We start from the raw sequence: 22,539 nt of genomic DNA, 5'->3' as shown, positions 1-22,539 counted from the left end.
GCGTCATCGCCAGGGGCACGATCATCCACACCAGCAAAAGCAGCACCGAAGGCGCAAGCATAACCCGCGCCAGACCGCTCGTGTTTCGTGTTGCCATTGCACTAACCTCCCCATGGGCTCGGGCATCACGAAATGCCCCCGGCATATCCGGAAGAACCGGCTCATTCCAGTTTTGATTTGAAAGGCTTAAAGGCCGCCGCGCAGCTCGCGGCTTGCGCCCCCAAGGTTCGCTGCCCGGCATTGGCGCCGGACAGCGATCTTCAGGAGGATTACTTGATGTAACCGGCGCGGGTCATTTCACGCGTCGCTGTCGACTGGGCGCTGGCAAGCGCATCGTCGACACTGGACTGGCCGGCAACGACCGCCGAGAACAGCTGACCGACCGTGGTGCCGAGCGCCTGGAATTCAGGGATCGCCACGAACTGACCACCGGTGTAAGGCACGGGCTTTACGGTCGGTTTGGTGATGTCGGCGGCATCCATCGCAGCAAGCGTCGGCTTGGCGAAGGCGGCTGCTTTTTCATAGTCAGCATTCTTGTAAAGCGAGGTGCGGGTACCCGGAGGCACGTTTGCCCAGCCTTCCTTGGCAGCGACGAGTTGGGTATATTCCTTGCTGGTTGCCCAGGAGATGAACTTCTCGGCGGCATCCGCCTTCTGCGAGCTCTTCGGGATAGCAAGGTTCCATGACCACAACCAGTTGCCGTGGTTCTTCAGTTCGCCATGCGTCGGGAAGAGCGCATAACCGACCTTGTCGGCAACGGTCGAATCCTTCGGGTTTGAAACGAAGGAAGCAGCCACCGTGGCGTCGATCCACATGCCGCATTTGCCCTGCTGGAACAGCGTCAGGTTTTCGTTGAAGCCGTTGGAGGAAGCACCCGACGGACCGGCATCCTTCATCAGATCGACGTAGAACTGAAGAGCACTCTTCCATTCCGGCTGATCGAACTGCGGCTTCCAGTTCTCATCGAACCAGCGGCCGCCAAAGGAGTTGGTGAGCGCGCTGATGAAGGCCATGTTCTCGCCCCAGCCAGCCTTTCCGCGCAGGCACATGCCGTTGATATCCGTCTTGCGATCGGTAATCTTGCGGGCAGCGTCACCGATGAATTCCCAGGTCGGGTTTTCAGGCATCTTCAGGCCGGCTTTTTCAAACAGGTCCTTGCGATACATGATCATGGCGGATTCGCCGTAGAACGGCGCCGCATAAAGCTTGCCTTCGCTGGAAAGACCACCACGGATCGCCGGCAGAATATCATCCACGTCGTATTTGTCGCCAAGCTTTTCGAGCGGCAGCAGCCAGCCCTGCTTGGCCCAGATCGGCACTTCATAGTTGCCGATGGTCATGATGTCGTACTGACCGCCATTGGTGGCGATATCGGTCGTCACGCGCTCGCGCAGGACGTTTTCTTCAAGCGTGACCCATTCCACCTTGATGTCGGGGTTCTTGGTGGTGAAGTCGGAGGTCAGACCCTGCATGCGGATCATGTCGCCGTTGTTGACGGTGGCGATGGTCAGCGTTTCGGCGGAAGCAAGGGTCGAAAAGGCGAGTGCCGAGCATGCGCCCAGCAAAATGGTCTTCAATGTCATATCTTCCTCCCAGAAGAAATTTATGAGCATTCGCTTTGCTCTGGGGCATTTACTCACCCGCAGCCGAAAAAAGTCAAGCAACATCCTGTGCTGCGGCGCACATGGAAAAATCAAACCATTGATTTTAATGGATTAATTTTTGCTCAGCGTGTGAGCAAATATTCACTTGTCGCTTCGTCGGTGATGAGGCCGTTCAAAAGACCACCCCTCAGTGCCGCGAGAATCGAGGCATTCTTGCGCGCGCCCTGCGCCATGCCGATGACCGTGCAGGTCTCTCTGGACGGAATGGGAACGGAGGCGACGCGCTCGTTGACGGAATGGTCGAGAATGCGGCCGTTGGCATCATACATCCAGCCGCAGATTTCGCCGATCGCACCGCTTGCCATCAGGGCCTTCATCTCGTCGACACCGAGAAAACCATCAACGCAGAGCGGTGCATTTTCTCCCAGTTCGCCGACGCCGACGAAGGTGACATTGGCGGCTGCACCCAGCGCCAGCGTGGAGCGCACCATGGACTGGTCGTGCAGCAGTTCCCGCTCTTCCGCAGACGAGCAGAGAACCGGCAGCGGCATCGGGAAATGCCGCGCCTTGATGGCATCGGCCATACTGAAGATGACGTTGTAATAGGCGGCCGATCCATCCGGCCCGATATTGCCTGTCAGTGACACGATGCGGTGCTGCGGACATTCCATCGGCGGCAGTTGGTCCACAGCCGCCTTCAGCGTACGGCCGGTGCCGATGGCAAGCACGATGGGATCGGCATTTTTCAGCCAGCGCTCGATTTCCGCCGCGCCGGCCTCGGCAATGCCGACCGTGGAGGAAACGCCAGCGGGATCGCTCGGCACCACCTCGATATATCTAAGGTCGAATTTCTGCTTCAGCCGCTCCGCCTTTTCGAGACAGGCGGCGATGGGATGATCGAGCCGGACCTTGATCAACCGCTCGGCGACGGCCAGCGATACCAGCCGCTGCGCCGATTGCCGGGATATGCCCATGGCAGCGGCGATCTCGTCCTGCGTGCGGCCCGCGACATAATAAAGCCAGCCAGCACGCGCCGCATCATCAAGCCGTCCATGTGCGTCGTTCCGTCTGGCCATGCCGCCGCCCTCTAAGAATTATGCTCGAGCATTTGCTGGCATTTTTTCAGGCCGCCTGTCAAACGGCGCAGCGACTGAGCGAAGCGTTTGGCGGCACCGGGCACCTCTAAAGAAGATGCAAAACATTTCCTCCGTCATGCTCGGGCCTGTCCCGAGCATCTGCAATGCACCGATTTACGAGACATTGGCAGATCCTCGGCACAAGACCGAGGATGACGTCGTCAACACAGAGGCACCTATCCCTGCGCAGTTTCCTCTATATCAAGCCGCTTCCTGCACCAGATGCCCTGCCGAAACCTCGCGGTAATGGCGTTGCGGCGGAACATAGTTCACAGGACGGATCGGGCTTTTGATCTCGTCCGTTGCCATGTTGCGCCTGATCTGGCGCCGGGCCGGATCCGGCACCGGAACGGCGGACATCAGCTTTTTCGTATAGGGGTGCTGCGGATTATCGAAGACGGCGGCGCGTGGGCCGATTTCGACGATCTCGCCGAGATACATCACCGCGACACGATGGCTGACACGCTCCACCACAGCCATATCGTGGGAAATGAACAGGAAGGCGAGGTTGAGGCTCTGTTGCAGATCGAGCAGCAGGTTACAGACCTGCGCCTTGATGGAGACATCAAGCGCCGACACCGCTTCATCGGCAACGATGACCTTGGGGTCAAGCATCAGCGAACGGGCAATGGCGATGCGCTGGCGCTGGCCGCCGGAAAACTCATGTGGGAAGCGCCGCATCATATCCGGGCTGAGGCCAACCTTCTCCATCAGGTCCGCCGCCTTTTCACGCGCCTGCGCCTTCGGTCCAAGCCGGTGTTCGATGAAGGGCTCCATGATCGCCGTGCCGATGCTCATGCGCGGATCGAGACTGGCGAAGGGGTCCTGAAAGATCATCTGCACGCTGCGGCGCATGGTGCGCAACGTCGTCTTGTCGAGTTTCATCACCTCGTAACCGTCGAGCGTCACGTTACCGGAGGTCGGTTCGATCAGCCGGGTGATCGACCGCCCCGTGGTGGACTTGCCGCAGCCGGATTCACCGACCAGCGATAGTGTCTCGCCCTCAGCCAGATCGAAGGAGACCTTCTCCACCGCATGCACGGCACCGGACTTGCGGCCGAGAAGACCGGAGCGGATATCGAAGCGGGTCGTCAGGTCCCGGACCGAAAGAATGGGCGTGCGACCACCGGAAACCGTGTTCCTGACCTCTTCAACCGGTTGGCTTTCGCCGGTCTTGATATCGATGATCGGAAAACGGGCGGGCAGTACCCGCTCTTTCATCGAACCGAGCTTCGGCACCGCCGAAAGCAGGGCGCGCGTATAGGGATGGTTCCCGCGATGGAAGATATCGTCCGTCGTGCCGGTTTCCACCACGTCGCCGCGGAACATGACGATGGTGCGGTCCGCCACTTCCGCCACCACGCCCATATCATGGGTGATGAACAGGACCGACATGCCCTCCTCTTCCTGCAATTGCTTGATAAGGTCGAGAATCTGGCCCTGAATGGTCACGTCGAGCGCCGTCGTCGGCTCGTCTGCAATCAGGAGCTTCGGCTTGGAGGCAAGCGCCATGGCAATCATCACGCGCTGGCGCATGCCGCCGGAAAACTGGTGCGGATAGTCGTCGAAACGGTTCTTCGCATTGGGAATGCGGACTTTTTCCAGAAGCCTGACAACTTCGGCCTTGGCAGCAGATGAGGAAATATCCTGGTGCACGGTCAGCGCTTCGGCGATCTGCTTGCCGATCGGGAAGATCGGATTGAGGCTGGTCATCGGCTCCTGGAAGATCATCGAAATGTCCTTGCCACGAACCTTGCGCATCTCCTCTTCCGGAAGTGCCAGCAAATCGCGCCCGCCGAGCATGACCTTACCCTCGATGCGGCTCGTTTTCTTATCGAGAAGCCGCATGATCGACAGCGACGTCACGCTTTTGCCCGAGCCGCTTTCGCCAACGATCGCCACCGTCTCGCGGGGCGCAATGTCGAAACTCATATTGCGGACGACCGATTTCCAGCCGCCATCAACGCGGAAGGACGTGGTCAGATTTTGAACCGAAAGTACCGGGCTTACCGAACCGCCGGTCTGTTCCATGGATGTTGCCGCCAAAAGCATGCCGATCTCCTGAAAAGCGAAAGGCGGCCGTGAAGGCCGCCGGATGTCTTACGCAGCAAGCGCGGTTTCGGCCATCGAGACCCAGTAGCTGATGCCGTAAGGCAGGGCCTCGTCGTTGAAGTCATAGGCGGCATTGTGCAGCCCGGCCGTGTCGCCGTTACCGATGAAGATGAAGGCGCCGGGGCGTGCTTCCAGCATGTAGGAAAAATCTTCCGCGCCCATATGCGGGTTGGGATTGGTGTTGACGGCGTTTGCGCCTGCCACACCTGCCGCCACGCTGGTTGCGAATTCGGTTTCGTCATTGTGGTTGAAAGTAACGGGATAACCGCGATCGTATCTCACCTCCGCCGTCGCACCATGCGCCATGGCGGTGGCTGTCGCCACTTCCTTCAACCGTTTTTCGGCGAAATCGCGGGTTTCCGGCAGCAGGGTGCGCACCGTGCCGGTCAGCGTCACCGAACCGGGAATGACATTGCCCGCTGTGCCGCCGTGGGTAGTGGCGACGGTGACGACCAGCGATTTCAACGGGTCCGTTTCCCGCGAGACGATGGATTGCAGGGCGATGATGATATAGGCCGAGGTCAGCACCGGATCGACGGAAAGATGGGGGGCCGCCGCATGGCTGCCCTTACCGGTAATGACGATCTCGAAACTATCCGCCGCCGCCATCGTCGAACCCTTGCGGATGGCGAAATTGCCGACCGGAATGCCCGGCTCGTTATGCATGCCATAGACCTGAGAAATGCCGAATTTCTCCATCATGCCGTCGTTCAGCATGGCAAGTGCCCCTGCGCCACCCTCTTCAGCCGGCTGGAAGATGACGGCCACGGACCCTTTGAAATTACGGGTCTCGGCCAGATATTGCGCCGCACCCAAAAGCATGGCCGTGTGCCCGTCATGGCCGCAGGAATGGGCCTTGCCCGGAACCTTGGAAGCCCAGGGCTTGCCGCTGGTTTCGAGGATCGGCAGCGCATCCATGTCGGAGCGGAAACCGATGGTCGGGCCGTCTCCGTGCCGCCCCTTAATGATGCCCACCACGCCGGTCTTGCCAATGCCGGTTTCGACGATATCGCATCCGAAGGATTTGAGTTTCTCCGTCACGAATTTCGATGTTTCGAAGACGTCGTAGAGCAGCTCCGGCGTCTCGTGCAGGTGGCGCCTCCAACCGGCTACTTCTTCCTGCATCTCGGCCACACGGTTCAATATCGGCATTCCCATTTTTCCTTTTTTGTTCCCCGCCGGGTTGTCGGGAACCATATTGCGTTTGGAATTTCTGCTTTTGCAAGTATGAATTTCGCTAGATGAGTGAAAAATAGGCCCGAAGCCAATCGGCTCAAATTTTGTTCATCAATCAGAGTTTGGGGCTTGCATTTCAAAAAAACTGACAATAGCATCATTGGGAACGGAAGAATATTCGTTAGCAAAATCAAACACTTAAAACAAAAGACTTGCAAATGACGTTGAGGAAAAGCGTCAAACATTCAAACAGATAAAATCTTCAAAGGGGAAAATCACAATGAAGAAGCGCAGCGTTCTCTTTGCCAGCACGGTGGCGGCCTTGGCCATGGCAGGCTCTGCCGCCCATGCCGAGCGTGGCAGTGACGGCGAACTGAAAATCCTTTTCTGGCAGGCTGTATCGACACTCAACCCTTATCTTTCCGGCGGCACCAAAGAGATCTACAGCTCGTCCATGGTGATTGAGCCTCTGGCCCGCTACGACGAAAAGGGCGAGCTGGTGCCGATGCTGGTGAGCGAGATCCCGACGGTCGACAATGGCGGCGTCGCGAAGGATCTGCTCAGCATGACGTGGAAGCTGAAAAGCGACGTCAAATGGTCCGACGGCACGCCGCTTACCGCTGACGACGTCATCTTCACGTGGAAATATTGCACCGCACCCGACGGCGGCTGCGCGCAGGCGGCGCAATATGAAGGTGTGAAAAACGTTGAGGCTATCGATGCCCATACCGTCAAGATCAGCTTCACTGAACCCAAGCCCTACCCCTACTCGGCATTTGTCGGCGCGCAATCGCCCGTCATCCAGAAAAAGCAGTTCGAAAACTGCGTCGGCGCCGCGGCTCCCGGCTGCACATCCGCCAATTTCGGCCCCATCGGCACCGGCCCCTTTGTGGTCAAGGAGTTCAAGCCGAACGACGTCATCAGCTATGTCGCCAACCCCAATTATCGTGATCCGGCCAAGCCCGCCTTTGCAACGGCTACCCTGAAGGGCGGCGGTGACGCAGCTTCCGCTGCGCGTGCCGTGCTTGAAACGGGTGAATTCGACTACGCCTGGAACATGCAGGTGGAGCCGGAAATTCTGGCGACCATGGTGGCCGCCGGCAAGGGTAAGCTGGAAACCGCCTTCGGCACGCAGGTCGAGCGTATCAATCTCAACTGGTACAATGCCGATCCTGCGCTGGGTGACAAGCGCTCCACCAAGGAAGGCGGTCCGCATCCGGCCCTTTCCGACCCGGCCGTGCGCCGTGCACTCTCGCTCGCCATCGACCGCGACATTATCGATGAGACGGGTTATGGCGAGGCGGGCAAGCCGACCTGCAACATCGTGCCGGCCCCGGCGGCTGTTGCTTCGACGAAAAACGACAGCTGGTGCCTGAAGCAGGATCTGGAAGGTGCAAACAAGCTGCTCGACGATGCAGGCTGGGTGAAGGGGGCCGATGGCATCCGCGCCAAGAACGGTGTGAAACTGTCCTTCCTCTACCAGACCTCCACCAACTCCGTTCGCCAGGCAGCGCAGGAACTGGTGAAGGACATGTGGTCGCAGATTGGCGTTGCTGCCGAACTGCGCAATGTCAGTGCCTCCGTCTTCTTCGGCGGCGATCCGGCAAGCCCGGATACCTTCCAGAAATTTTATGCCGACGTTGAAATGTACACCAACAATTTCGACGGCACCGACCCGGAAAAATATCTGGCGGAATGGCTCTGCGACAAGATCCCCGCCCCCGCAAACGGCTGGCAGGGTCAGAATATTCCGCGTTATTGCAACCCGGAATTCGACAAGCTGGTGGGCGTACTTTCCAAGACGACGGACTTCGCCAAGCGTGGAGAAATCGCCAAGCAGCTGAACGACATGCTGACGGAAGAAGGCGCGCATATTCCGCTGATCCACCGTGGCAACGTCTCCTCGCATTCGCTGACACTCGAAGGCGTTCGCATGAACGCCTGGGATTCGGAACTCTGGAACGTCGCGGACTGGTCCCGCAAAAAGTAATCCGCAAATGCGCGGTCGCCCCTGACGGGGGGACCGCGCTCATTTTGCGAGACCCTGACGGTCTGGAGACTTTTCGATGTTTACCTTTACGCTCCGGCGGCTTGCCTTTGCCGTACCGACGCTGCTCGTCATCAGCTTCGTCATATTCGCCCTGCTCGATCTGGCGCCAAATGATCCGACCGGCGACCTGCCGCTGACCATTCCGCCCGAAGTGCGCGAGCAGATCCGCGCCTCCCTCGGCCTCGACCAGCCTTTCTTCATCCGTTACGTGATGTGGCTGCAGCAATTTTTCATCAATGAACCGCTGAACCTGTTCGAGAAGCTGACAGGCTGGCAGATCGGCGACGGTAGCCGCATGCGTGTGCTGTCCTGGGCAACGCGCAGCCCGGTGGTCGATCTCGTCATCCAGCGCATGCCGCAAACGCTTTGGGTCGTCGGCCTTGCCTATCTCTTCGGCGCGCTTCTGGCGATCCCGATCGGCGTCATTTCCGCCTACAAACAATATTCGATCTTCGATCAGATCGGCACCTTCGTCTCGATGGTGGGTTATTCGGTTCCCACCTTCTTCACCGGCGTGCTGCTGGTCGTCATCTTCAGCTCCTATCTGCAATGGTTCCCTTCCGTCTACGACACCAATCTGCAGGTGACTGACTGGGGAAGCCTCGTGGCACAGATCAAACAGATGTTCATGCCGGTTCTGGTGCTGACCCTTTACAACGTCTCGCAGATCAGCCGTTTCGTACGCGCCTCGATGCTGGACAATCTGCATCAGGACTATGTACGCACCGCGCGTGCCAAGGGCGTGAAGGAAAAATCCGTTCTGCTCGTTCACGTCCTGCGTAACAGCCTCATACCCGTCGTCACCGTCATCGCACTCGGCGTGCCGACGATCTTTTCCGGCGCCATCATTACCGAACAGATTTTCCGCGTGAACGGGCTTGGCCAATTGCTGATCACCGCCGTTCAGGGCGCGGATATTCCGCTGGTGCAGACGCTGACCTTCATTTTCGCGGTGCTTATCGTGCTCTTCAACCTGATTGCCGACGTGCTTTACGGCATTCTCGACCCGAGGATCCGCTATGACTGACGCCACCCTCGCAGCACCAGCCGTTGCCGCCACGCCTGTGCAATCGGCACTTGCCGATATCTGGAAACAGTTCCGGGTCCACAAGGGCGGCGTGGCAGGCCTGTTCGTTTTCATCTTTATTTTGCTTGCGGTCTATGTCGGGCCCTATATCCACACTGTCGCGCCCAATGCCATCAATGTGAAGGAACGCAACCAGTGGCCGTCGCTGGCGCATCCCTTCGGCACCGACAATCTGGGCAAGGACATGCTGGCGCAGGTGCTGGCGGGCGGGCGCATCTCGCTTGCCGTCGGCATCACCGCCATGCTGCTGGCGCTGTTTCTCGGCACGCTGGTGGGGGTGCTGTCAGGCTATTTCCGAAGGCTTGACGGGCCGCTGATGCGGCTGACGGACCTGTTCCTGGCCCTGCCGCTGCTGCCGCTGCTGCTCGTCATTCTCATGCTGTTCCGTGATACGCTGCGTGCCGCCTTCGGGCCGGAAACCGGTATCTTCATCCTCATCGTCTTCGTGATCGGGGTAACCAGCTGGATGCATACCGCACGCATCGTGCGCGGCGACGTGCTGACGATCAAAAGCCAGGAGTTTATCATGGCGGCGAAATCGAGCGGCATGCGCGAATACCGCATTATCCTGCGCCATATCCTGCCGAATGTGTTGAGTTCGATCATGGTCTCAGCCACGCTCGGCATAGCCTCGGCCATCATCACGGAATCGGCGCTGTCCTTCCTCGGCCTCGGTTTTCCGTCCGACTTTCCGACCTGGGGACGACTGTTGTTCGATGGCGCCAACTTCCTGCAGCTGACGCCCTCGCGCGTGCTGTGGCCTGGACTGGCAATCTCGCTGACGGTTCTGAGCGTCAACTACATCGGCGACGCCGTGCGTGATGCGCTTGATCCAAGGGCGCTTAAGAGCTGAGGCGAAGGGCGCGGTGGCTGCGCCCTTCCCTTTATCTCAGTGATAATTCATCTTTTCCGCGTCGAGAATGCTGTCTGCATCCAGCGCGGCAATCGGAATGTCGCCGCGCGCCGGAATATCGCCGGAAAGCTGCAAGGCCAGATAACGCCCGCAGCAGACTCGTAAAAACGAGGTGAAGTTGCCGAGATCATGCCCGGCATCGATCGATTCATTATAAAGCTTGGCAATGAGCTGCGCGCTGTTCATGCCATCGCGGCGTGAAATCTCGTCCAGAGTCGTCCAGAAGAAGTTTTCAAGTCTGACGCTGGTGACCATGCCATCGATCCGCAAAGACCGGGTATGGCTTTCCCAAAGCGTCGGGTCTGCCTTGATGAAAAGCTTGCACATTGTGTCCTCCCTCAGCAAGCTGCAGAAGATAGACGGGAAACGGGACCGTTAAAAGCCCCATTCCGCCGGCCTTATCTGCCGAGCACCGCCATGAATTGCGAAAGCCATGCCGGATGCGCCGGCCATGCGGGCGCCGTCACCAGCTTGCCGTCGGTAACAGCCGCATCAATGGCGATATCGGCATAGGTGCCGCCCGCCAGTTCCACCTCGGGGCGGCAGGCCGGATAGGCCGAGCAGGTGCGGCCCTTGAGGACACCCGCAGCCGCCAGCAATTGGGCACCGTGGCAGACGGCCGCGACCGGCTTGTCAGCCTCGAAGAAATGCTTCACGGCGGCAAGCACATCCGCATTCAGCCGCAGATATTCCGGCGCGCGACCACCCGGAATGACCAGCGCGTCGTAATCCGCGACCTTGATATCGGCAAAAGTTGCGTTGAGCGCGAAATTATGGCCGCGTTTTTCTGAATAGGTCTGGTCGCCCTCGAAATCATGGATCGCGGTCGCGATCGTCTGGCCAGCCTTCTTGCCGGGGCAGACGGCATGCACCGTGTGACCAACCGCAAGCAGCGTCTGGAACGGCACCATGGTCTCGTAGTCCTCGGCGAAATCGCCGGTGATCATCAAAATCTTCTTCGGCATGCTTGCTCCTCCCATTTTGAATGCCCGGGGCACCGTAACAGGAGGGGTGGAGAAGCGGGTATTATGGCTATACTACAGGGCCGATAAAGACGGGATCAGCGCGCTTTGGGCGGCTCCGGCCAGCGCCGAACACCCCCGCGCCAATCCTCGAACGCCTTGGAAAGCTTGAGAACGAGCAGATCCGCGTAACGCGGGCCGACAATCTGCAAGCCGATGGGCATCCCGGATTTCGAGAAGCCGCAATTGATCGAGGATGCCGGCTGTTCCGACATGTTCCAAGGGACGGTGAAGGCGATATGTTCGAAGGGTCGCTCGGGATCGTTGGTGGGCGAGGCCCAGTCGGCCGGATAGGAGACGATGGGATTGACGGGTGAAATCACCACATCAACCGATTGCATCAACCGCCCGCAGGCTTTGCGCATTTCCATGGTCTGGTTGAAACCGAAAACGGCCCGCGCGCCGGAAACATTTGCGCCCTTCAGCGCCCATTCGTGAATATAGGGAAGGATCGCCGCGCGTCGTTCGTCACTCAGCGCCGCCATATCGCCCCAGAATTTCGCCCGCCAGAAATCATCCAGCCCATCCAGCATGTCCCGAGACAGCACCGGCTCGACCGGGACCACGATGGCACCTGCATCTTCGAACAGCTTTGCGGACGCCACAACAGCATCCCGCACCTCATCGTCCAGGGCCAAGCCGCAGCCGGCATCCAGCATCAGGCCGATCCTCAGGCCCTTTACGTCGATATCGAGGTCCATCCAGTTGATATTGTTGGGCGGCAGCGCGGTGCCGTCGCGCCAGTCCGGGCGGGAAAGCGTGGCCATGGCATAGGCGGCGTCGACGACGGTGCGGGTCATCGGTCCGGCGCAGCGGCCGGTATAATAGGGATCGACGGGTATGCGGCCCTGGCTGGGCTTGAAGCCGAACAGCCCCGTCCACCCCGCCGGTAGCCGCACCGAGCCGCCAATATCCGTACCGATATGCAGCGTGCCGTAACCCGCAGCACCGGCAGAAGCCGCACCGGCACTGGAGCCGCCGGGGTTCTGTGTCGGGTCCCACGGGTTGCGGCTGAGCTTGTGGAAACTGGAAAGGCCCGATGACAACATGCCGTAATCCGGGCAGGTGGTTTTGGCGTAAATGATGGCGCCGTCCTCGCGGCAGCGGGCCGCAACTGGCGCGTCTTCCAGAGCCAGCACCAGTTCCACCGCTTTGGTGCCAAGCGGAACTGGCTGGCCTTTGGTGGCGATCAGTTCCTTCAGCGACACCGGAATCCCATCGAGGGGCCCGAGCGTTTCACCTTTTTGCCACCGCATCGTTGAGGCCAGCGCCTGCTTGCGGGCATCCTCGGGATCATAGGCGTAAAGCGCGTTCACCGTGGGCTCGAATGCGTCGATACGTGCCTCTACCGCCTGCCAATATTCCGATGGCGACAGCTTCTTTTGCCCGTAAAGCGCCAGGATTTCGAGCGTGTTGAGGTGTATGAGATCGGTCATAAGCTTCGTCTCGTCAGAAAACAGATAATATGGGCGATATAGGCTTGAAGCGGTCAGCTGGTATCGCGTGGGTCCAGCCGGTCGCGCAGGCCATCGCCAAGCAGATTGAGGCCGAAGACCGCGAGCGCAATGGCAAGGCCGGGCATGATGGCAAGCCAGGGTGCAGCACCTAGATAGGTCTGCGCATCGGCGAGCATCCGCCCCCAGGTAGCGGCCGGCGGCGGCATGCCGAGCCCGAGGAATGAGAGTCCCGCTTCGGTGAGGATGGCAAGGCCGAGCTGGATCGTCACCTGCACGATGATCTGGTTGGAAATATTCGGCACGATATGAAACACCGTGATCTTGGCGCGGTTCTGGCCGATGCTGGTGGCGGCGGTGACATATTCCCGCGACCATATCTGCAAGGCCGCACCCAGCGTCAGCCGCGCAAAGACCGGCACCATGAAGGTGGCAATGGCGATGATGGCGGTGAACCGCCCCGTACCGATGAACGCGCCGAGCATCATGGCCGACAAAATCGGCGGTACGGCGAAGATGATATCGCAGGCGCGCATCACCAGGGTTTCGGTGAAACCGCGCAGTGCCGCGACCGATACGCCAAGCGCCGTGCCAATGAGCGCGCCGACCGCAACGGCGGCGATGGAGGTGGAGAGCGAATTCCATGCCCCCGCCATCAGCATGGACAGCACATCGCGGCCAAAATGGTCGGTGCCAAGCCCGCCATAGGCAAAGGGCGATTTCAGCTTCTGGGCAATCTGTATCTTCGTCGGAGAAACCGGCGTCCAGACCAGCGAAAGCAGGGCAACCGCGACAAGAAAGAGAGTGACGGCGATGCCAAGGACGAAAGCGGGGCGGCGGCGGATCAGTCGCATCATCGTGCACCTGCCCGCAGTCTTGGATCGATAAAGAGATAGGCGATATCGACCAGAAAATTCATGACGATGACAAGCGCCGAGAAGAACAGCACGACGGACTGCATGACGACGATATCCCGCTGGGTCAACGCCTGATAGGCAAGCCGCCCGAGGCCCGGCAGGTTGAAGACATTCTCCACCAGCACTGCCCCGGCAATCAGGAAGGTGAATTGCAGGCCGATCATGGTGACAACGGGGATCATGGCGTTCGGCACCGCGTGTCGCCACAGCGCTACCCGCTCGCTCAGCCCCTTGGCGCGGGCGGTGCGCACGAAATCCTCGTTCATTACCTCAAGTACTGCCGAGCGGCAGACGCGGGTGAGGACGCCTGCCTGCGACAGCGCAAGCGCAATGGCTGGAAGCACAATCGCGATAAATCCGGCAGAAAAACTCGGACGCCAGCCGGGAAAACCGCCTGATGGCATCCAGCCGAGCGTGGTGGAAAAGACGATGATGAGCAGCAGCCCGACCCAGAAACCGGGAACGGCAATGCCGACATGGGAAAAGAGCCCGGCTGCGAAATCTACCGGCCCGTTTCGGCTTCTCGCTGCCGCGACGCCGAGCGGAATGGCGATGGCGACCGACAGGCAGACCGCGAGCAGCGCAAGCGGCAGGGTGACGGCAAGCCGCTCGACAATAAGCCCCGCTACCGGCACGCCGTAGGTGTAGGATTGTCCGAGATCACCGCGGAATACGCCTGCAAGCCAGTGGATGTAACGCAATGGCAAGGGCTGATCGAGACCCATCTGCTTTTGCAGCGCGAGAAGCGTATCCGGGCTCGCCGACGTGCCGAGCATGATGGCCGCCGGATCACCCGGCAACAGCCCCATGATGATGTAGATGATGAGCGACACCGCAAACAGCGTGACGATGAGGCTTGCAAGGCGCCGGACGAGAACGGCTAACATCTGGCATTCTTTCCTTGCGTTGTTTCGTTTCGGGATGTGGCGGATGGATTTATTGTCATCCCCGCACACTCTTCCCTCATCCCCGTGCTTGTCACAGGGATCCAGCCGAAGCGTGCCTGCGCGGCGGAAAGATTCCTTTCAGCCCAACGACTTGGGCTGGCTGGATTCCTATGACATGCACAGGAATGAGGTGGTGGGTAGGAATGCGCCTCGCCGTTCACAACAAACGTCACTCTTCCCAATGCACATCCGTCAGCACATTGGAGGGAATGGGTTCGTTTTCCCACAATCCCTTCAACTTCTTGTCCCAGACGCCGAGTTTCGGCATCACGAACAAGAACAGCGCCGGCACATCTTCGGCGAGGATTTTCTGCGCTTCGCCGTAAAGCTTTTCCTGCTCGGCCGCATCCGCCGTCTTTTCGACATTGGCGATGACCTCGTTGAAGGCAGGGTTCTTATAGTTGAAATAATAGGGATCACGGGAGTAGATATCGATATCCATCGGCTCAGCGTGGGCGACGATGGTCATGTCGTAATCCGCGCCCTTCAAAACATCCGCCACCCATTTTGCCGGAAATTCCGTGGTCTCGATGGTCATGGTGACACCGATTTCGGCTAACATCGCCTGGAGGATTTGCGAGGTCCGCTGGGCATAGGCCATTTGCGGGGCCTTGATCGTGAAGCTGAAACCGTCGGGGTAACCCGCTTCGGCAAGAAGCGCCTTTGCCTTGTCTATATCGTAAGAATGAACACCGGTCGTATCGATGTAACCGCGATCGTTCGGCGTGTAGTGGCTGCCGATGGCCGTGCCGTAACCCGACCATGCGCCTTCAATCACCGTGCCGCGGTCCACCGCCATCATCAGCGCCTGGCGCACGCGCTTGTCGTTGAAGGGTTTGCGGGCATTGTTCATGCCAGCCACGACCTTGAGTTCCGTATTGCCGACGAAGGTACCGAGACGCGCATCGCCGTCGAAGGACGTCATCAGTTCCGGCGCGCCGAATTCCGGGAAGGCATCGATATCGCCGGATTTCAGTGCCGCTGCCTGCGCCTGCGGATCGGAAACGAAGCGGAAGGTGGCCTTTTCAAGCTTCACCGCCACCGCCTTGTCCCAATAGGCCGCGTTCTTCTCCAACTCCACCTTGTCGCCCTTGGCCCAGTTCACGAACTTGAACGGGCCGGTGCCGATGGGCGTGGTACGGTTATTGTCAGCGCTCTTCGGCGCAACCATGACGGAGGCCGGCCAGCCGAGCCAGTAGATCAGGCTGCCCGCCGGCTGCTTCAGCTTCAGTACCAGCGTCGCGGCATCCGGCGTTTCTATGCTCTCGATGGCGGTGAAGAAGCGTTTTTGTGGGTTTACCGACGTTTCACCGCGCGCCCGGTCGAGCGAAAATTTCGCAACGGAGGAATCGAAGGTCTCGCCGTCGTGGAACGTAACCCTCTGCCGCAGCTTGAACGTATAGGTCTTGCCATCGGCTGAAATTTCCCAGCTTTCGGCAAGCTGCGGTTTCACCTTGCCGTCGTGGTCGATGGTGACGAGACCTTCGAATATGTTCTGCCAGCTGACCTGACCGATGGCGACGGGTGCCGCAATTGTCGGGTCGAGACCCGTCGGCTCCACTGTCATGCCCAGCGTCAAGGCGGTCTTCGGCGCGGCCGCGGCGTCCGTCATAGAAAGCGGCATCCAGAGCGCCGTCCCCAGTGCAAGCGCAAGCGCGGCGCGCCGCGTAACTTTCAGCGGCTGCGAAAAATAAGTGCGTGGCATCATTGTCCCCTGTCTGGCGGCCGAGGCATTTTTGCCTTTCGAAGACCACCCGTTGCAAAAAGAGTGTCATGTTGCAGGCGCACACACAATCGTGATTTTTGTGTGCTCCGTGTAGCTGAAATGGCTACACGTAAATACGGATGGAAATCAACCGGGATGGACAATTCTCCAGGCTGACGAATTCCCCTACCCCGCTGTCGCCTCGCGCATGAAACGCTCGATGAAATCGGCAAGTTTGGAGGCGGCGAAGGATAGTTGCCGGTCGGGCGCCACGCAGAGATCGATCTGGGTGTGGATGCCCTTCTTGCCGGAAAGTGGAACAGCAACCATCTGGCCGCTGCGGATTTCACGCGCCACCGACAAGGCCGGCAACAGCGTGGCCGCGGCATGGCCCAGAACCAGTTCCTTCAGCATTTCCAGCGAACTGGTGATAAAGACCGGATCAAGCTCGATACCGGCATCGGCAAACAGCGTATCGAAGGCCTGACGCGCCGCGAAACTCTTGTCCGGAAGGGCAAGCGGCAGGCTGGCCAGTTCCTTCAGCGAGACTTCCGCCTGCGCGGCAAGAGCATGGCCGGTCGGAAAGATAGCATCGTAACTGATACGGGTGCGCGAGCGCACTTTCACGCCGGAGACCTTGGGCGCAAAAAGGCTGACGACCAGATCCGCTTCGGCTGCACCCAGTGCTTCCATCGCCTGGCGCGCGCTGGTGATGTGCACCTCGAAGCGCAACTGCGGATATTTGAGGCTGAACTGCGCCAGCACCGGCGCCAGAAGGTTCGCAACCGTCGCGCCATTGGCATAAACGGTGACCCGGCCGCGCTGAAGCCCCTTCAGGTCATCGATCAGCTGGTGCACATGGTCGAGTTCGCGCAGCGTTTTGCCGGCGCGGGCAGCCAGCAATTCCCCCGCTGCCGTCAGCTTCACGCCCCGGCTGGAACGCTCCACCAAAGGCGAGCCAAAATAATATTCGAGGTTCTCGATCTGGCGGCTGACTGCCGTCGGCGCGACATTTAGATTTTCGGCAGCGGCGCGCATGGAATTGGTGCGGACAAGTTCGTCGAAATACATCAATGCGCGCAATTGCATGGTCGGGATACCCTTTTTTGGCCGACACTGTCCGTCATGCCGGGCTTGACCCGACTATAGCGGCAGCTCAAGCGCGCTTGAAGCCCTCGCTCGCCACCAGCAGCTGCCTGGTATAATCCGCAGTAAACTCGCGGCTTTCCAGCGCTTCCGCCTCCAGCATTTCCACCACCTTGCCGCTTTTCATCACCGCAAGGCGATCGCACATGTGGCTGATGACGCCGAGATCGTGGCTGACCATAACGAAGGTGAGGTTGCGGTCCTTGCGGGCCTGTTCCAGCAGATTGAGGATTTCCGCCTGAATGGACGCGTCGAGCGCCGACGTCGGCTCATCCAGTAGCAGAATCTTCGGCTCGACGATCAGCGCGCGGGCAATGGCAATACGCTGCCGCTGACCGCCGGAAAGCTGGTGCGAATAGCGGAAGCGGAAACCGGTGCCGAGACCCACCTCATCAAGCGCACGCGCGATGCGTTGCTCGCGATTGTCGAGACCGTGGATGACGAGTGGTTCCAGCAGCAGCGCATCCACTGTCTGGCGGGGATGCAGGGAACCGTAAGGGTCCTGAAACACCATCTGCACATCGCTATAGAAGCTCTTGTCGCGGTGCTTGCCCGAATAGGAGCGACCGGCCACCATCAACGAGCCTTCGTCGAAATGGTTGAGGCCGGCAATCGCCCGAAGCAGCGTCGACTTGCCGGAACCGGACTCGCCGACGATACCGAAGGACTCACCCTCGGCCACATCGATGCTGACGCTGTCGAGCGCGATATATCCGTCGAAATCGACCACCATGTCTTTGATAGAAAGAACCGTGTTCATGCGCGCCACTCCGCCTTGCGTTCCAGAACCGGCAGCGGATGCCGGTGGCCGCCAATTTCCGGCAGGCAGTTCAAAAGACCCTGCGTATAGGGATGCTTCGCCTCTTTAAGATTGGCAGAAGACAGCTCTTCGACGACCTTGCCCGCATACATGACCAGAACGCGGTCGCAGAAAGACGACACCAGCCTCAGATCGTGGCTGACGAAAATCAGCCCCATGCCGCGGTCGCGAACCAGCTTGTCGAGAATATCGAGCACTTCGAGCTGGACCGTCACGTCGAGCGCGGAAGTCGGCTCATCGGCGATCAGAAGTTCCGGGCCGCAGACCAGCATCATGGCAATCATGACGCGTTGGCCCATTCCGCCGGAAACCTCGTGCGGGTAAAGATCGAACACGCGCTCGGGATCGCGGATCTGCACCGCCTCCAGCATGGCGAGCGTGCGTTGGCGCGCCTCGCCAGAACCGATGCTCTCATGGGTACGCAGCGTTTCCATGATCTGGCGGCCGATGGGCATGACCGGGTTCAACGAATATTTCGGGTCCTGCAGGATCATGGCCAGGCGCTTGCCGCGCATGAGCCGCCGCTCCTTTGCCGAAGCACCGAGAAGATCGACATCTCCGAAGCGCAACACATCGGCCTCGATGCGCGCACTTTTCGGGGTCAGCCCCATGATGGCGCGGCCGGTCTGCGATTTGCCGGAGCCGGACTCGCCGACGATGCCTAGGCGTTCGCGTCCCAGCGTGAACGAGACGCCACGCACCGCCTCCACCAGCCCGGTGCGGGTGGGGAAGGAAACGCGCAGGTTCTCGACGGTCAGAAGCGGCGCGCTCATTGGTTCGCCTCCTTGGGGTCCAGCGCATCGCGCAGGCCATCGCCCAGAAGGTTGAAACCGAGGCTGACGATCAGGATCGCAATGCCCGGCATGGCGGCCACCCACCATTGATCGAGAATGAAGCGGCGTCCGGAAGCAATCATCGCGCCCCATTCCGGCAGCGGCGGCTGTGCACCGAGGCCAAGGAAGCCGAGACCGGCCGCGGTGAGGATGATGCCCGCCATATCGAGCGTGACACGCACGATGAGCGACGACATGCAAAGCGGCATGACGTGTTTCAGGACGATGCGAAACGGCGACGCGCCCATGAGCTTGACCGCCGCGATGAAATCGGAATTGCGGAAGGTCATGGTTTCGGCGCGCGCGATGCGCGCATAGGGCGGCCATGAGGTGACCGCGATGGCGAGCACCGCGTTTTCAATGCCCGGTCCAAGTGCGGCCACCAGCGCAAGCGCCAGAACCAGTTTCGGAAAGGCCAGAAAGATATCGGTGATGCGCATCAGAACGGCATCCACCCAGCCGCCGGCATAACCCGAGACGGTGCCGACGATGAGTCCGATGGGTGCGGCGATGATGGCCACCAGCAGCACGACGAACAGGGTCAGCCGCGAACCGTGGATGAGGCGCGAGAGAATATCACGCCCCTGATCGTCAGTGCCGAGCAGGTAACCTTCTGTCCCCGGAGGCAGAAGCCGGGCATTGCGCAGATCGCCCTGCACCGGATCGTGTGGTGCAAGCACATTGGCAAACAGCGCGACAAACAGCAGCGCAATGATGATGCCGAGGCCAAGCAGCGCCAGCCGGTTTTCCGAAAAGCGCCGCCAGATGACATAGGCACGGCCAAGCCGTGCCTGCCTGCGCGAGGCAGGCCGGTCGGAGAGCAGCCATTCGCGGCTGTAGGGTTTGAGTGTATCGGTCGAAATCGTCATCGGCTGCGCGTCCTTGGGTCGAGCGTCCGGTAAAGCAGATCGGAGAAGAGATTGATGCCGACGAAGATGGCGCCGATCACGATCGTGCCGCCAAGAACGGCATTCATATCCGCATTCTGCAGGGAATTGGTGATGTAGAGGCCGAGCCCCGGCCACGCGAAGATGGTTTCGGTCAGCACCGAACCTTCCAGCAGACCGGCGTAAGATAGCGCAATCACGGTCACCAGCGGCACGGCGGCGTTGCGCAGAGCGTGAAACCAGATGATGCGCGTTTCCGAAAGCCCCTTGGCGCGCGCCGCAACGATATATTCCTGGGCGAGCTCATTCAGCATGAACGAACGCGTCATGCGGCTGATATAGGCCAGCGAAAAATAGCCGAGCAGCGAGGCGGGCAGGATGATGTGGCGGAACAGATCCCACAATACGTCCCATTGCCGTTGCCAGATCGCGTCGATCAGGAAGAAACCCGTGACCGGCGTGAAGGTGAATTCGTAGACGATATCCATCCGGCCGGGATAGGCGACCCATTGCAACCGGGCGTAAAACACCAGGAGCGCCAGGAGGCCAAGCCAGAAAATCGGCACGGAATAGCCGATAAGGCCGATGACGCGCACGACCTGGTCGGCAAAGCTGCCGCGCTTGACCGCGGCAAGCACGCCGAGCGGAATGCCAAAAACGGCGCCGATGATGGTGCCGAGCGTGGCAAGCTCTATGGTTGCCGGGAAAACCCGCTTGATATCCTCCATCACCGGGTTGGTGGTGAGGACTGAGATGCCGAAATCACCCGACAGCGCCTGCTTCAGATAGATGAAGAACTGCTGCCAGAGCGGCAGGTTGAGGCCGAGCTGCTCACGCACGCGCTCGACCACATGCGCAGGCGCGCGGTCGCCGACAATCGCCAGTGCGGGATCGATCGGCACAACGCGGCCAATGAAAAATGTGACCGCCATCAGCCCCAGAAAGGTGGTGATGACGGTGACGGCGAAGCCAAGAATGGCCTTCGCGCGGGCGTTGGCACGGCGTTTGCCCTGCCTCGCCCGGCTGTTTGCTTCAACGATGCTCAAGAGACCGATCCTTCCGGATCATTCCTTGGAGATCGTATAGACGTAGTTGGTGTCGAAGCTCGGTCCGAGCTTCAGGCCCTTGAGCTTCGCGGAGTATCCCGCCACTTCCGTCTGCTGGAAGATGATGACGAACGGGCCTTTTTCGAGAACTTCCTTCTGGAGGTTCTGATAGATGGCGGCGCGCTTGGCATTATCCTTTTCCAGAAGTGCCGACTGCGTTTCCTTCGTCAGCTCCGGAACGTCCCAGGCGTTACGCCAGGCAAGCGTCTTGTTCTTGCCTTCTTCGGAGTTGTCGTAGTTGATCGTGAAGGTTTCGGCATTCGAGTTCGGGTCGAAATAGTCCGAACCCCACTGGCCGATGTAGATATCGTGCGTGCGGGCGCGGTACTTGGTCAGCGTCTGCTTGCCGTCGCCGGGAATGATTTCCAGCTTGATGCCAGCCTGCGCCAGCGTCTGCTGTACGCTTTCGGCAATTCCGGTCACCGGCTGCGTGTTACGCACATCCATGGTCACGGTGAAGCCGTCCTTCAGACCAGCCTTTGCCAGCAGTTCCTTGGCCTTTGCGACGTCGAGCTTGTATGGGTTCTCGTCAAGCGCGCCGAGCTGGCCCTTTGGCAGGAAGGTCTGGTGGATTTCGCCGATGCCCTTGATGATCGTCGCGCCGATCGCGTCGTAGTCGACGAGATATTTAAAGGCCTCAACGACCTCAGGCTTCTTCAGGTTCTCGTTCTTCTGGTTGAGGCTGAAGTAATAAACGGTGCCCTTGGGCGCGGAGGTGACGGCAAGGCCTTCCTTCTTGGAAACGGCTTCCATATCACCCGGCTCGAGGTTGCGGGCAACGTCGATATCACCATTTTCAAGCGCCAGGCGCTGGCCGGAGCTTTCCTTCATGTGACGATAGACCACGCGCTTCAACTTCGGCTTCTCACCGTAATAGTTGGGGTTGGCCTCCAGAATGACGGCTTCGTTGGCCTTCCAGCCAAGGATCTTGTAGGGGCCGGAACCGGCATAACCTGTTTTCAGGAACGCATTGCCGAAATCGGTGTCGTATTTGTAATCGGCGCTCGGCGTGACGGGCTTGGCCTTTTCGGTCACCAGCTTCTTGTCGACAACTGCGGCAACGGTCGCGGTCAGAACGTTCAGCACGAAGCTCGGTGCATAGGGCTTGTCGACCGTCAGTACGAAGGTGTTGGCGTCCGTTGCTTTCGCCTTCTCAGTGACGTTGTCGCCCTTGAGGCCGAACTGCGTCAGAAGGAATGCTGGCGACTTGTCGAGCTTGATGGCACGTTCAAAGGAAAAGGCAACATCATCTGCCGTCACCGGATTGCCGGAGGCGAATTTCAGGCCTGTCTTCAGCTTGAAGGTATAGGTGAGACCGTCTTCAGAGGTCGTCCAGCTCTCGGCTAGATCGCCGATCACCTTGGAGGTGTCGTTGAGATCGATGGAAACCAGCTTACTGTAAGTGTTGCCGGTAACTTCAGCTGCCGAAAGCTCGAATGCCTCACCCGGATCGAGCGTGATGATGTCGTCGATGGCGAAACCTTCAACCAGCGTATCGGCCGGCGTGGCGGCAAAAGCGTGCGGCGCAGACAGCATCATCAGCGACAGAGCAGCGCTGGTGCTGAGGATACGCATGGACTTGTTGAGCGATTTGATCATAGGATCTCCCCTTTTGTTATGAGAT

19 protein-coding genes and 1 pseudogene are annotated in these 22,539 nt (G+C 59.6%); 3 read left to right on the top strand and 17 right to left on the bottom strand.

All coding sequences use genetic code 11. The features are described 5' to 3' along the window. The 5 genes and pseudogenes from ACQZ45_RS22925 to ACQZ45_RS22905 form a co-directional block, all read right to left on the bottom strand. Positions 1–241, bottom strand: a pseudogene (locus ACQZ45_RS22925) (sugar ABC transporter permease); the annotation flags it as partial. Between the two features lie 28 nt (positions 242–269). Then, on the bottom strand, positions 270–1,583 hold the full coding sequence (locus ACQZ45_RS22920) for an ABC transporter substrate-binding protein (RefSeq protein ID WP_013762306.1): 1,314 nt from the start codon (positions 1,581–1,583) through the stop codon (positions 270–272). 143 nt (positions 1,584–1,726) lie between these two features. Beyond that, positions 1,727–2,680, bottom strand: coding sequence for a sugar-binding transcriptional regulator (locus ACQZ45_RS22915; protein WP_013762305.1), 954 nt, complete (start codon positions 2,678–2,680; stop codon positions 1,727–1,729). Between the two features lie 261 nt (positions 2,681–2,941). Beyond that, positions 2,942–4,792 (bottom strand): ABC transporter ATP-binding protein, encoded by a 1,851-nt coding sequence (locus ACQZ45_RS22910; RefSeq protein ID WP_013762304.1) that lies wholly within the window; start codon positions 4,790–4,792, stop codon positions 2,942–2,944. 48 nt (positions 4,793–4,840) lie between these two features. Further along, the gene (locus ACQZ45_RS22905) at positions 4,841–6,004 is read right to left on the bottom strand and encodes a M20 aminoacylase family protein (protein WP_025595062.1); all 1,164 of its coding nucleotides are present in this window, start codon (positions 6,002–6,004) and stop codon (positions 4,841–4,843) included. Positions 6,005–6,308: 304 nt separating this feature from the next. Between ACQZ45_RS22905 and ACQZ45_RS22900 the strand changes: the two genes are divergently transcribed. From ACQZ45_RS22900 to ACQZ45_RS22890, 3 genes are all read left to right on the top strand, one after another. Next, on the top strand, positions 6,309–8,018 hold the full coding sequence (locus ACQZ45_RS22900) for a peptide ABC transporter substrate-binding protein (RefSeq protein WP_025595063.1): 1,710 nt from the start codon (positions 6,309–6,311) through the stop codon (positions 8,016–8,018). Between the two features lie 76 nt (positions 8,019–8,094). Next, positions 8,095–9,105, top strand: coding sequence for an ABC transporter permease (locus tag ACQZ45_RS22895; protein ID WP_448742568.1), 1,011 nt, complete (start codon positions 8,095–8,097; stop codon positions 9,103–9,105). Then, the gene (locus ACQZ45_RS22890) at positions 9,098–10,018 is read left to right on the top strand and encodes an ABC transporter permease (RefSeq protein WP_013762302.1); all 921 of its coding nucleotides are present in this window, start codon (positions 9,098–9,100) and stop codon (positions 10,016–10,018) included. Before ACQZ45_RS22895 ends, ACQZ45_RS22890 begins: the two co-directional genes overlap by 8 nt. A 36-nt stretch (positions 10,019–10,054) precedes the next feature. Here the strand turns inward: ACQZ45_RS22890 and ACQZ45_RS22885 are convergent, their stop codons facing one another. The 12 genes from ACQZ45_RS22885 to ACQZ45_RS22830 form a co-directional block, all read right to left on the bottom strand. Next, complete coding sequence (locus tag ACQZ45_RS22885; protein ID WP_112192428.1) at positions 10,055–10,405, bottom strand: ribbon-helix-helix domain-containing protein; 351 nt, start codon at positions 10,403–10,405, stop codon at positions 10,055–10,057. A gap of 71 nt (positions 10,406–10,476) precedes the next feature. Next, entirely contained in the window at positions 10,477–11,043 is a 567-nt protein-coding gene (locus ACQZ45_RS22880) for a DJ-1/PfpI family protein (protein WP_003518089.1), read from the bottom strand. Between the two features lie 95 nt (positions 11,044–11,138). Continuing rightward, positions 11,139–12,536, bottom strand: coding sequence for an amidase (locus ACQZ45_RS22875; protein WP_112192429.1), 1,398 nt, complete (start codon positions 12,534–12,536; stop codon positions 11,139–11,141). A 53-nt stretch (positions 12,537–12,589) separates the two neighbouring features. Next, positions 12,590–13,411: an ABC transporter permease gene (locus ACQZ45_RS22870; protein ID WP_448742567.1), complete on the bottom strand. Its 822-nt coding sequence runs from the start codon at positions 13,409–13,411 to the stop codon at positions 12,590–12,592. Further along, positions 13,408–14,358 (bottom strand): ABC transporter permease, encoded by a 951-nt coding sequence (locus ACQZ45_RS22865; protein WP_112192430.1) that lies wholly within the window; start codon positions 14,356–14,358, stop codon positions 13,408–13,410. The genes ACQZ45_RS22870 and ACQZ45_RS22865 overlap by 4 nt, the downstream gene beginning before the upstream one ends. Positions 14,359–14,587: 229 nt before the next feature. After that, on the bottom strand, positions 14,588–16,123 hold the full coding sequence (locus ACQZ45_RS22860) for an ABC transporter substrate-binding protein (protein ID WP_333674476.1): 1,536 nt from the start codon (positions 16,121–16,123) through the stop codon (positions 14,588–14,590). A 186-nt stretch (positions 16,124–16,309) separates the two neighbouring features. Continuing rightward, on the bottom strand, positions 16,310–17,212 hold the full coding sequence (locus ACQZ45_RS22855; protein WP_013762298.1) for a LysR family transcriptional regulator: 903 nt from the start codon (positions 17,210–17,212) through the stop codon (positions 16,310–16,312). A 67-nt stretch (positions 17,213–17,279) separates the two neighbouring features. Continuing rightward, positions 17,280–18,029, bottom strand: a complete 750-nt coding sequence (locus ACQZ45_RS22850) for an ABC transporter ATP-binding protein (RefSeq protein ID WP_065658493.1) — start codon at positions 18,027–18,029, stop codon at positions 17,280–17,282. Next, positions 18,026–18,862, bottom strand: coding sequence for an ABC transporter ATP-binding protein (locus ACQZ45_RS22845; protein ID WP_003518096.1), 837 nt, complete (start codon positions 18,860–18,862; stop codon positions 18,026–18,028). Before ACQZ45_RS22845 ends, ACQZ45_RS22850 begins: the two co-directional genes overlap by 4 nt. Next, positions 18,859–19,791, bottom strand: a complete 933-nt coding sequence (gene nikC / locus ACQZ45_RS22840) for a nickel transporter permease (protein ID WP_025595070.1) — start codon at positions 19,789–19,791, stop codon at positions 18,859–18,861. The genes ACQZ45_RS22845 and nikC overlap by 4 nt, the downstream gene beginning before the upstream one ends. Beyond that, positions 19,788–20,855, bottom strand: a complete 1,068-nt coding sequence (locus ACQZ45_RS22835; protein ID WP_003518099.1) for an ABC transporter permease — start codon at positions 20,853–20,855, stop codon at positions 19,788–19,790. Before ACQZ45_RS22835 ends, nikC begins: the two co-directional genes overlap by 4 nt. 18 nt (positions 20,856–20,873) lie before the next feature. Further along, positions 20,874–22,514, bottom strand: coding sequence for an ABC transporter substrate-binding protein (locus ACQZ45_RS22830; protein WP_003518100.1), 1,641 nt, complete (start codon positions 22,512–22,514; stop codon positions 20,874–20,876). Between the last annotated feature and the right edge of the window lie 25 nt (positions 22,515–22,539).

Source organism: Agrobacterium sp. 16-2014-1-2a (assembly GCF_053522705.1).
Note: the sequence above shows the minus strand (reverse complement) of the source record. Positions and strands in the feature narration are given on the sequence as shown.

Coding starts and splice junctions, on each gene's coding strand:
- ACQZ45_RS22910 (WP_013762304.1), bottom strand. CDS start 4,792: ATGCTTTTGGCGGCAACATCCATGGAACAGACCGGCGGTTCGGTAAGC.
- ACQZ45_RS22830 (WP_003518100.1), bottom strand. CDS start 22,514: ATGATCAAATCGCTCAACAAGTCCATGCGTATCCTCAGCACCAGCGCT.
- nikC (WP_025595070.1), bottom strand. CDS start 19,791: ATGACGATTTCGACCGATACACTCAAACCCTACAGCCGCGAATGGCTG.
- ACQZ45_RS22900 (WP_025595063.1), top strand. CDS start 6,309: ATGAAGAAGCGCAGCGTTCTCTTTGCCAGCACGGTGGCGGCCTTGGCC.
- ACQZ45_RS22915 (WP_013762305.1), bottom strand. CDS start 2,680: ATGGCCAGACGGAACGACGCACATGGACGGCTTGATGATGCGGCGCGT.
- ACQZ45_RS22855 (WP_013762298.1), bottom strand. CDS start 17,212: ATGCAATTGCGCGCATTGATGTATTTCGACGAACTTGTCCGCACCAAT.
- ACQZ45_RS22860 (WP_333674476.1), bottom strand. CDS start 16,123: ATGCCACGCACTTATTTTTCGCAGCCGCTGAAAGTTACGCGGCGCGCC.
- ACQZ45_RS22885 (WP_112192428.1), bottom strand. CDS start 10,405: ATGTGCAAGCTTTTCATCAAGGCAGACCCGACGCTTTGGGAAAGCCAT.
- ACQZ45_RS22880 (WP_003518089.1), bottom strand. CDS start 11,043: ATGCCGAAGAAGATTTTGATGATCACCGGCGATTTCGCCGAGGACTAC.
- ACQZ45_RS22845 (WP_003518096.1), bottom strand. CDS start 18,862: ATGAGCGCGCCGCTTCTGACCGTCGAGAACCTGCGCGTTTCCTTCCCC.
- ACQZ45_RS22875 (WP_112192429.1), bottom strand. CDS start 12,536: ATGACCGATCTCATACACCTCAACACGCTCGAAATCCTGGCGCTTTAC.
- ACQZ45_RS22920 (WP_013762306.1), bottom strand. CDS start 1,583: ATGACATTGAAGACCATTTTGCTGGGCGCATGCTCGGCACTCGCCTTT.
- ACQZ45_RS22865 (WP_112192430.1), bottom strand. CDS start 14,358: ATGTTAGCCGTTCTCGTCCGGCGCCTTGCAAGCCTCATCGTCACGCTG.
- ACQZ45_RS22850 (WP_065658493.1), bottom strand. CDS start 18,029: ATGAACACGGTTCTTTCTATCAAAGACATGGTGGTCGATTTCGACGGA.
- ACQZ45_RS22890 (WP_013762302.1), top strand. CDS start 9,098: ATGACTGACGCCACCCTCGCAGCACCAGCCGTTGCCGCCACGCCTGTG.
- ACQZ45_RS22905 (WP_025595062.1), bottom strand. CDS start 6,004: ATGCCGATATTGAACCGTGTGGCCGAGATGCAGGAAGAAGTAGCCGGT.
- ACQZ45_RS22870 (WP_448742567.1), bottom strand. CDS start 13,411: ATGATGCGACTGATCCGCCGCCGCCCCGCTTTCGTCCTTGGCATCGCC.
- ACQZ45_RS22895 (WP_448742568.1), top strand. CDS start 8,095: ATGTTTACCTTTACGCTCCGGCGGCTTGCCTTTGCCGTACCGACGCTG.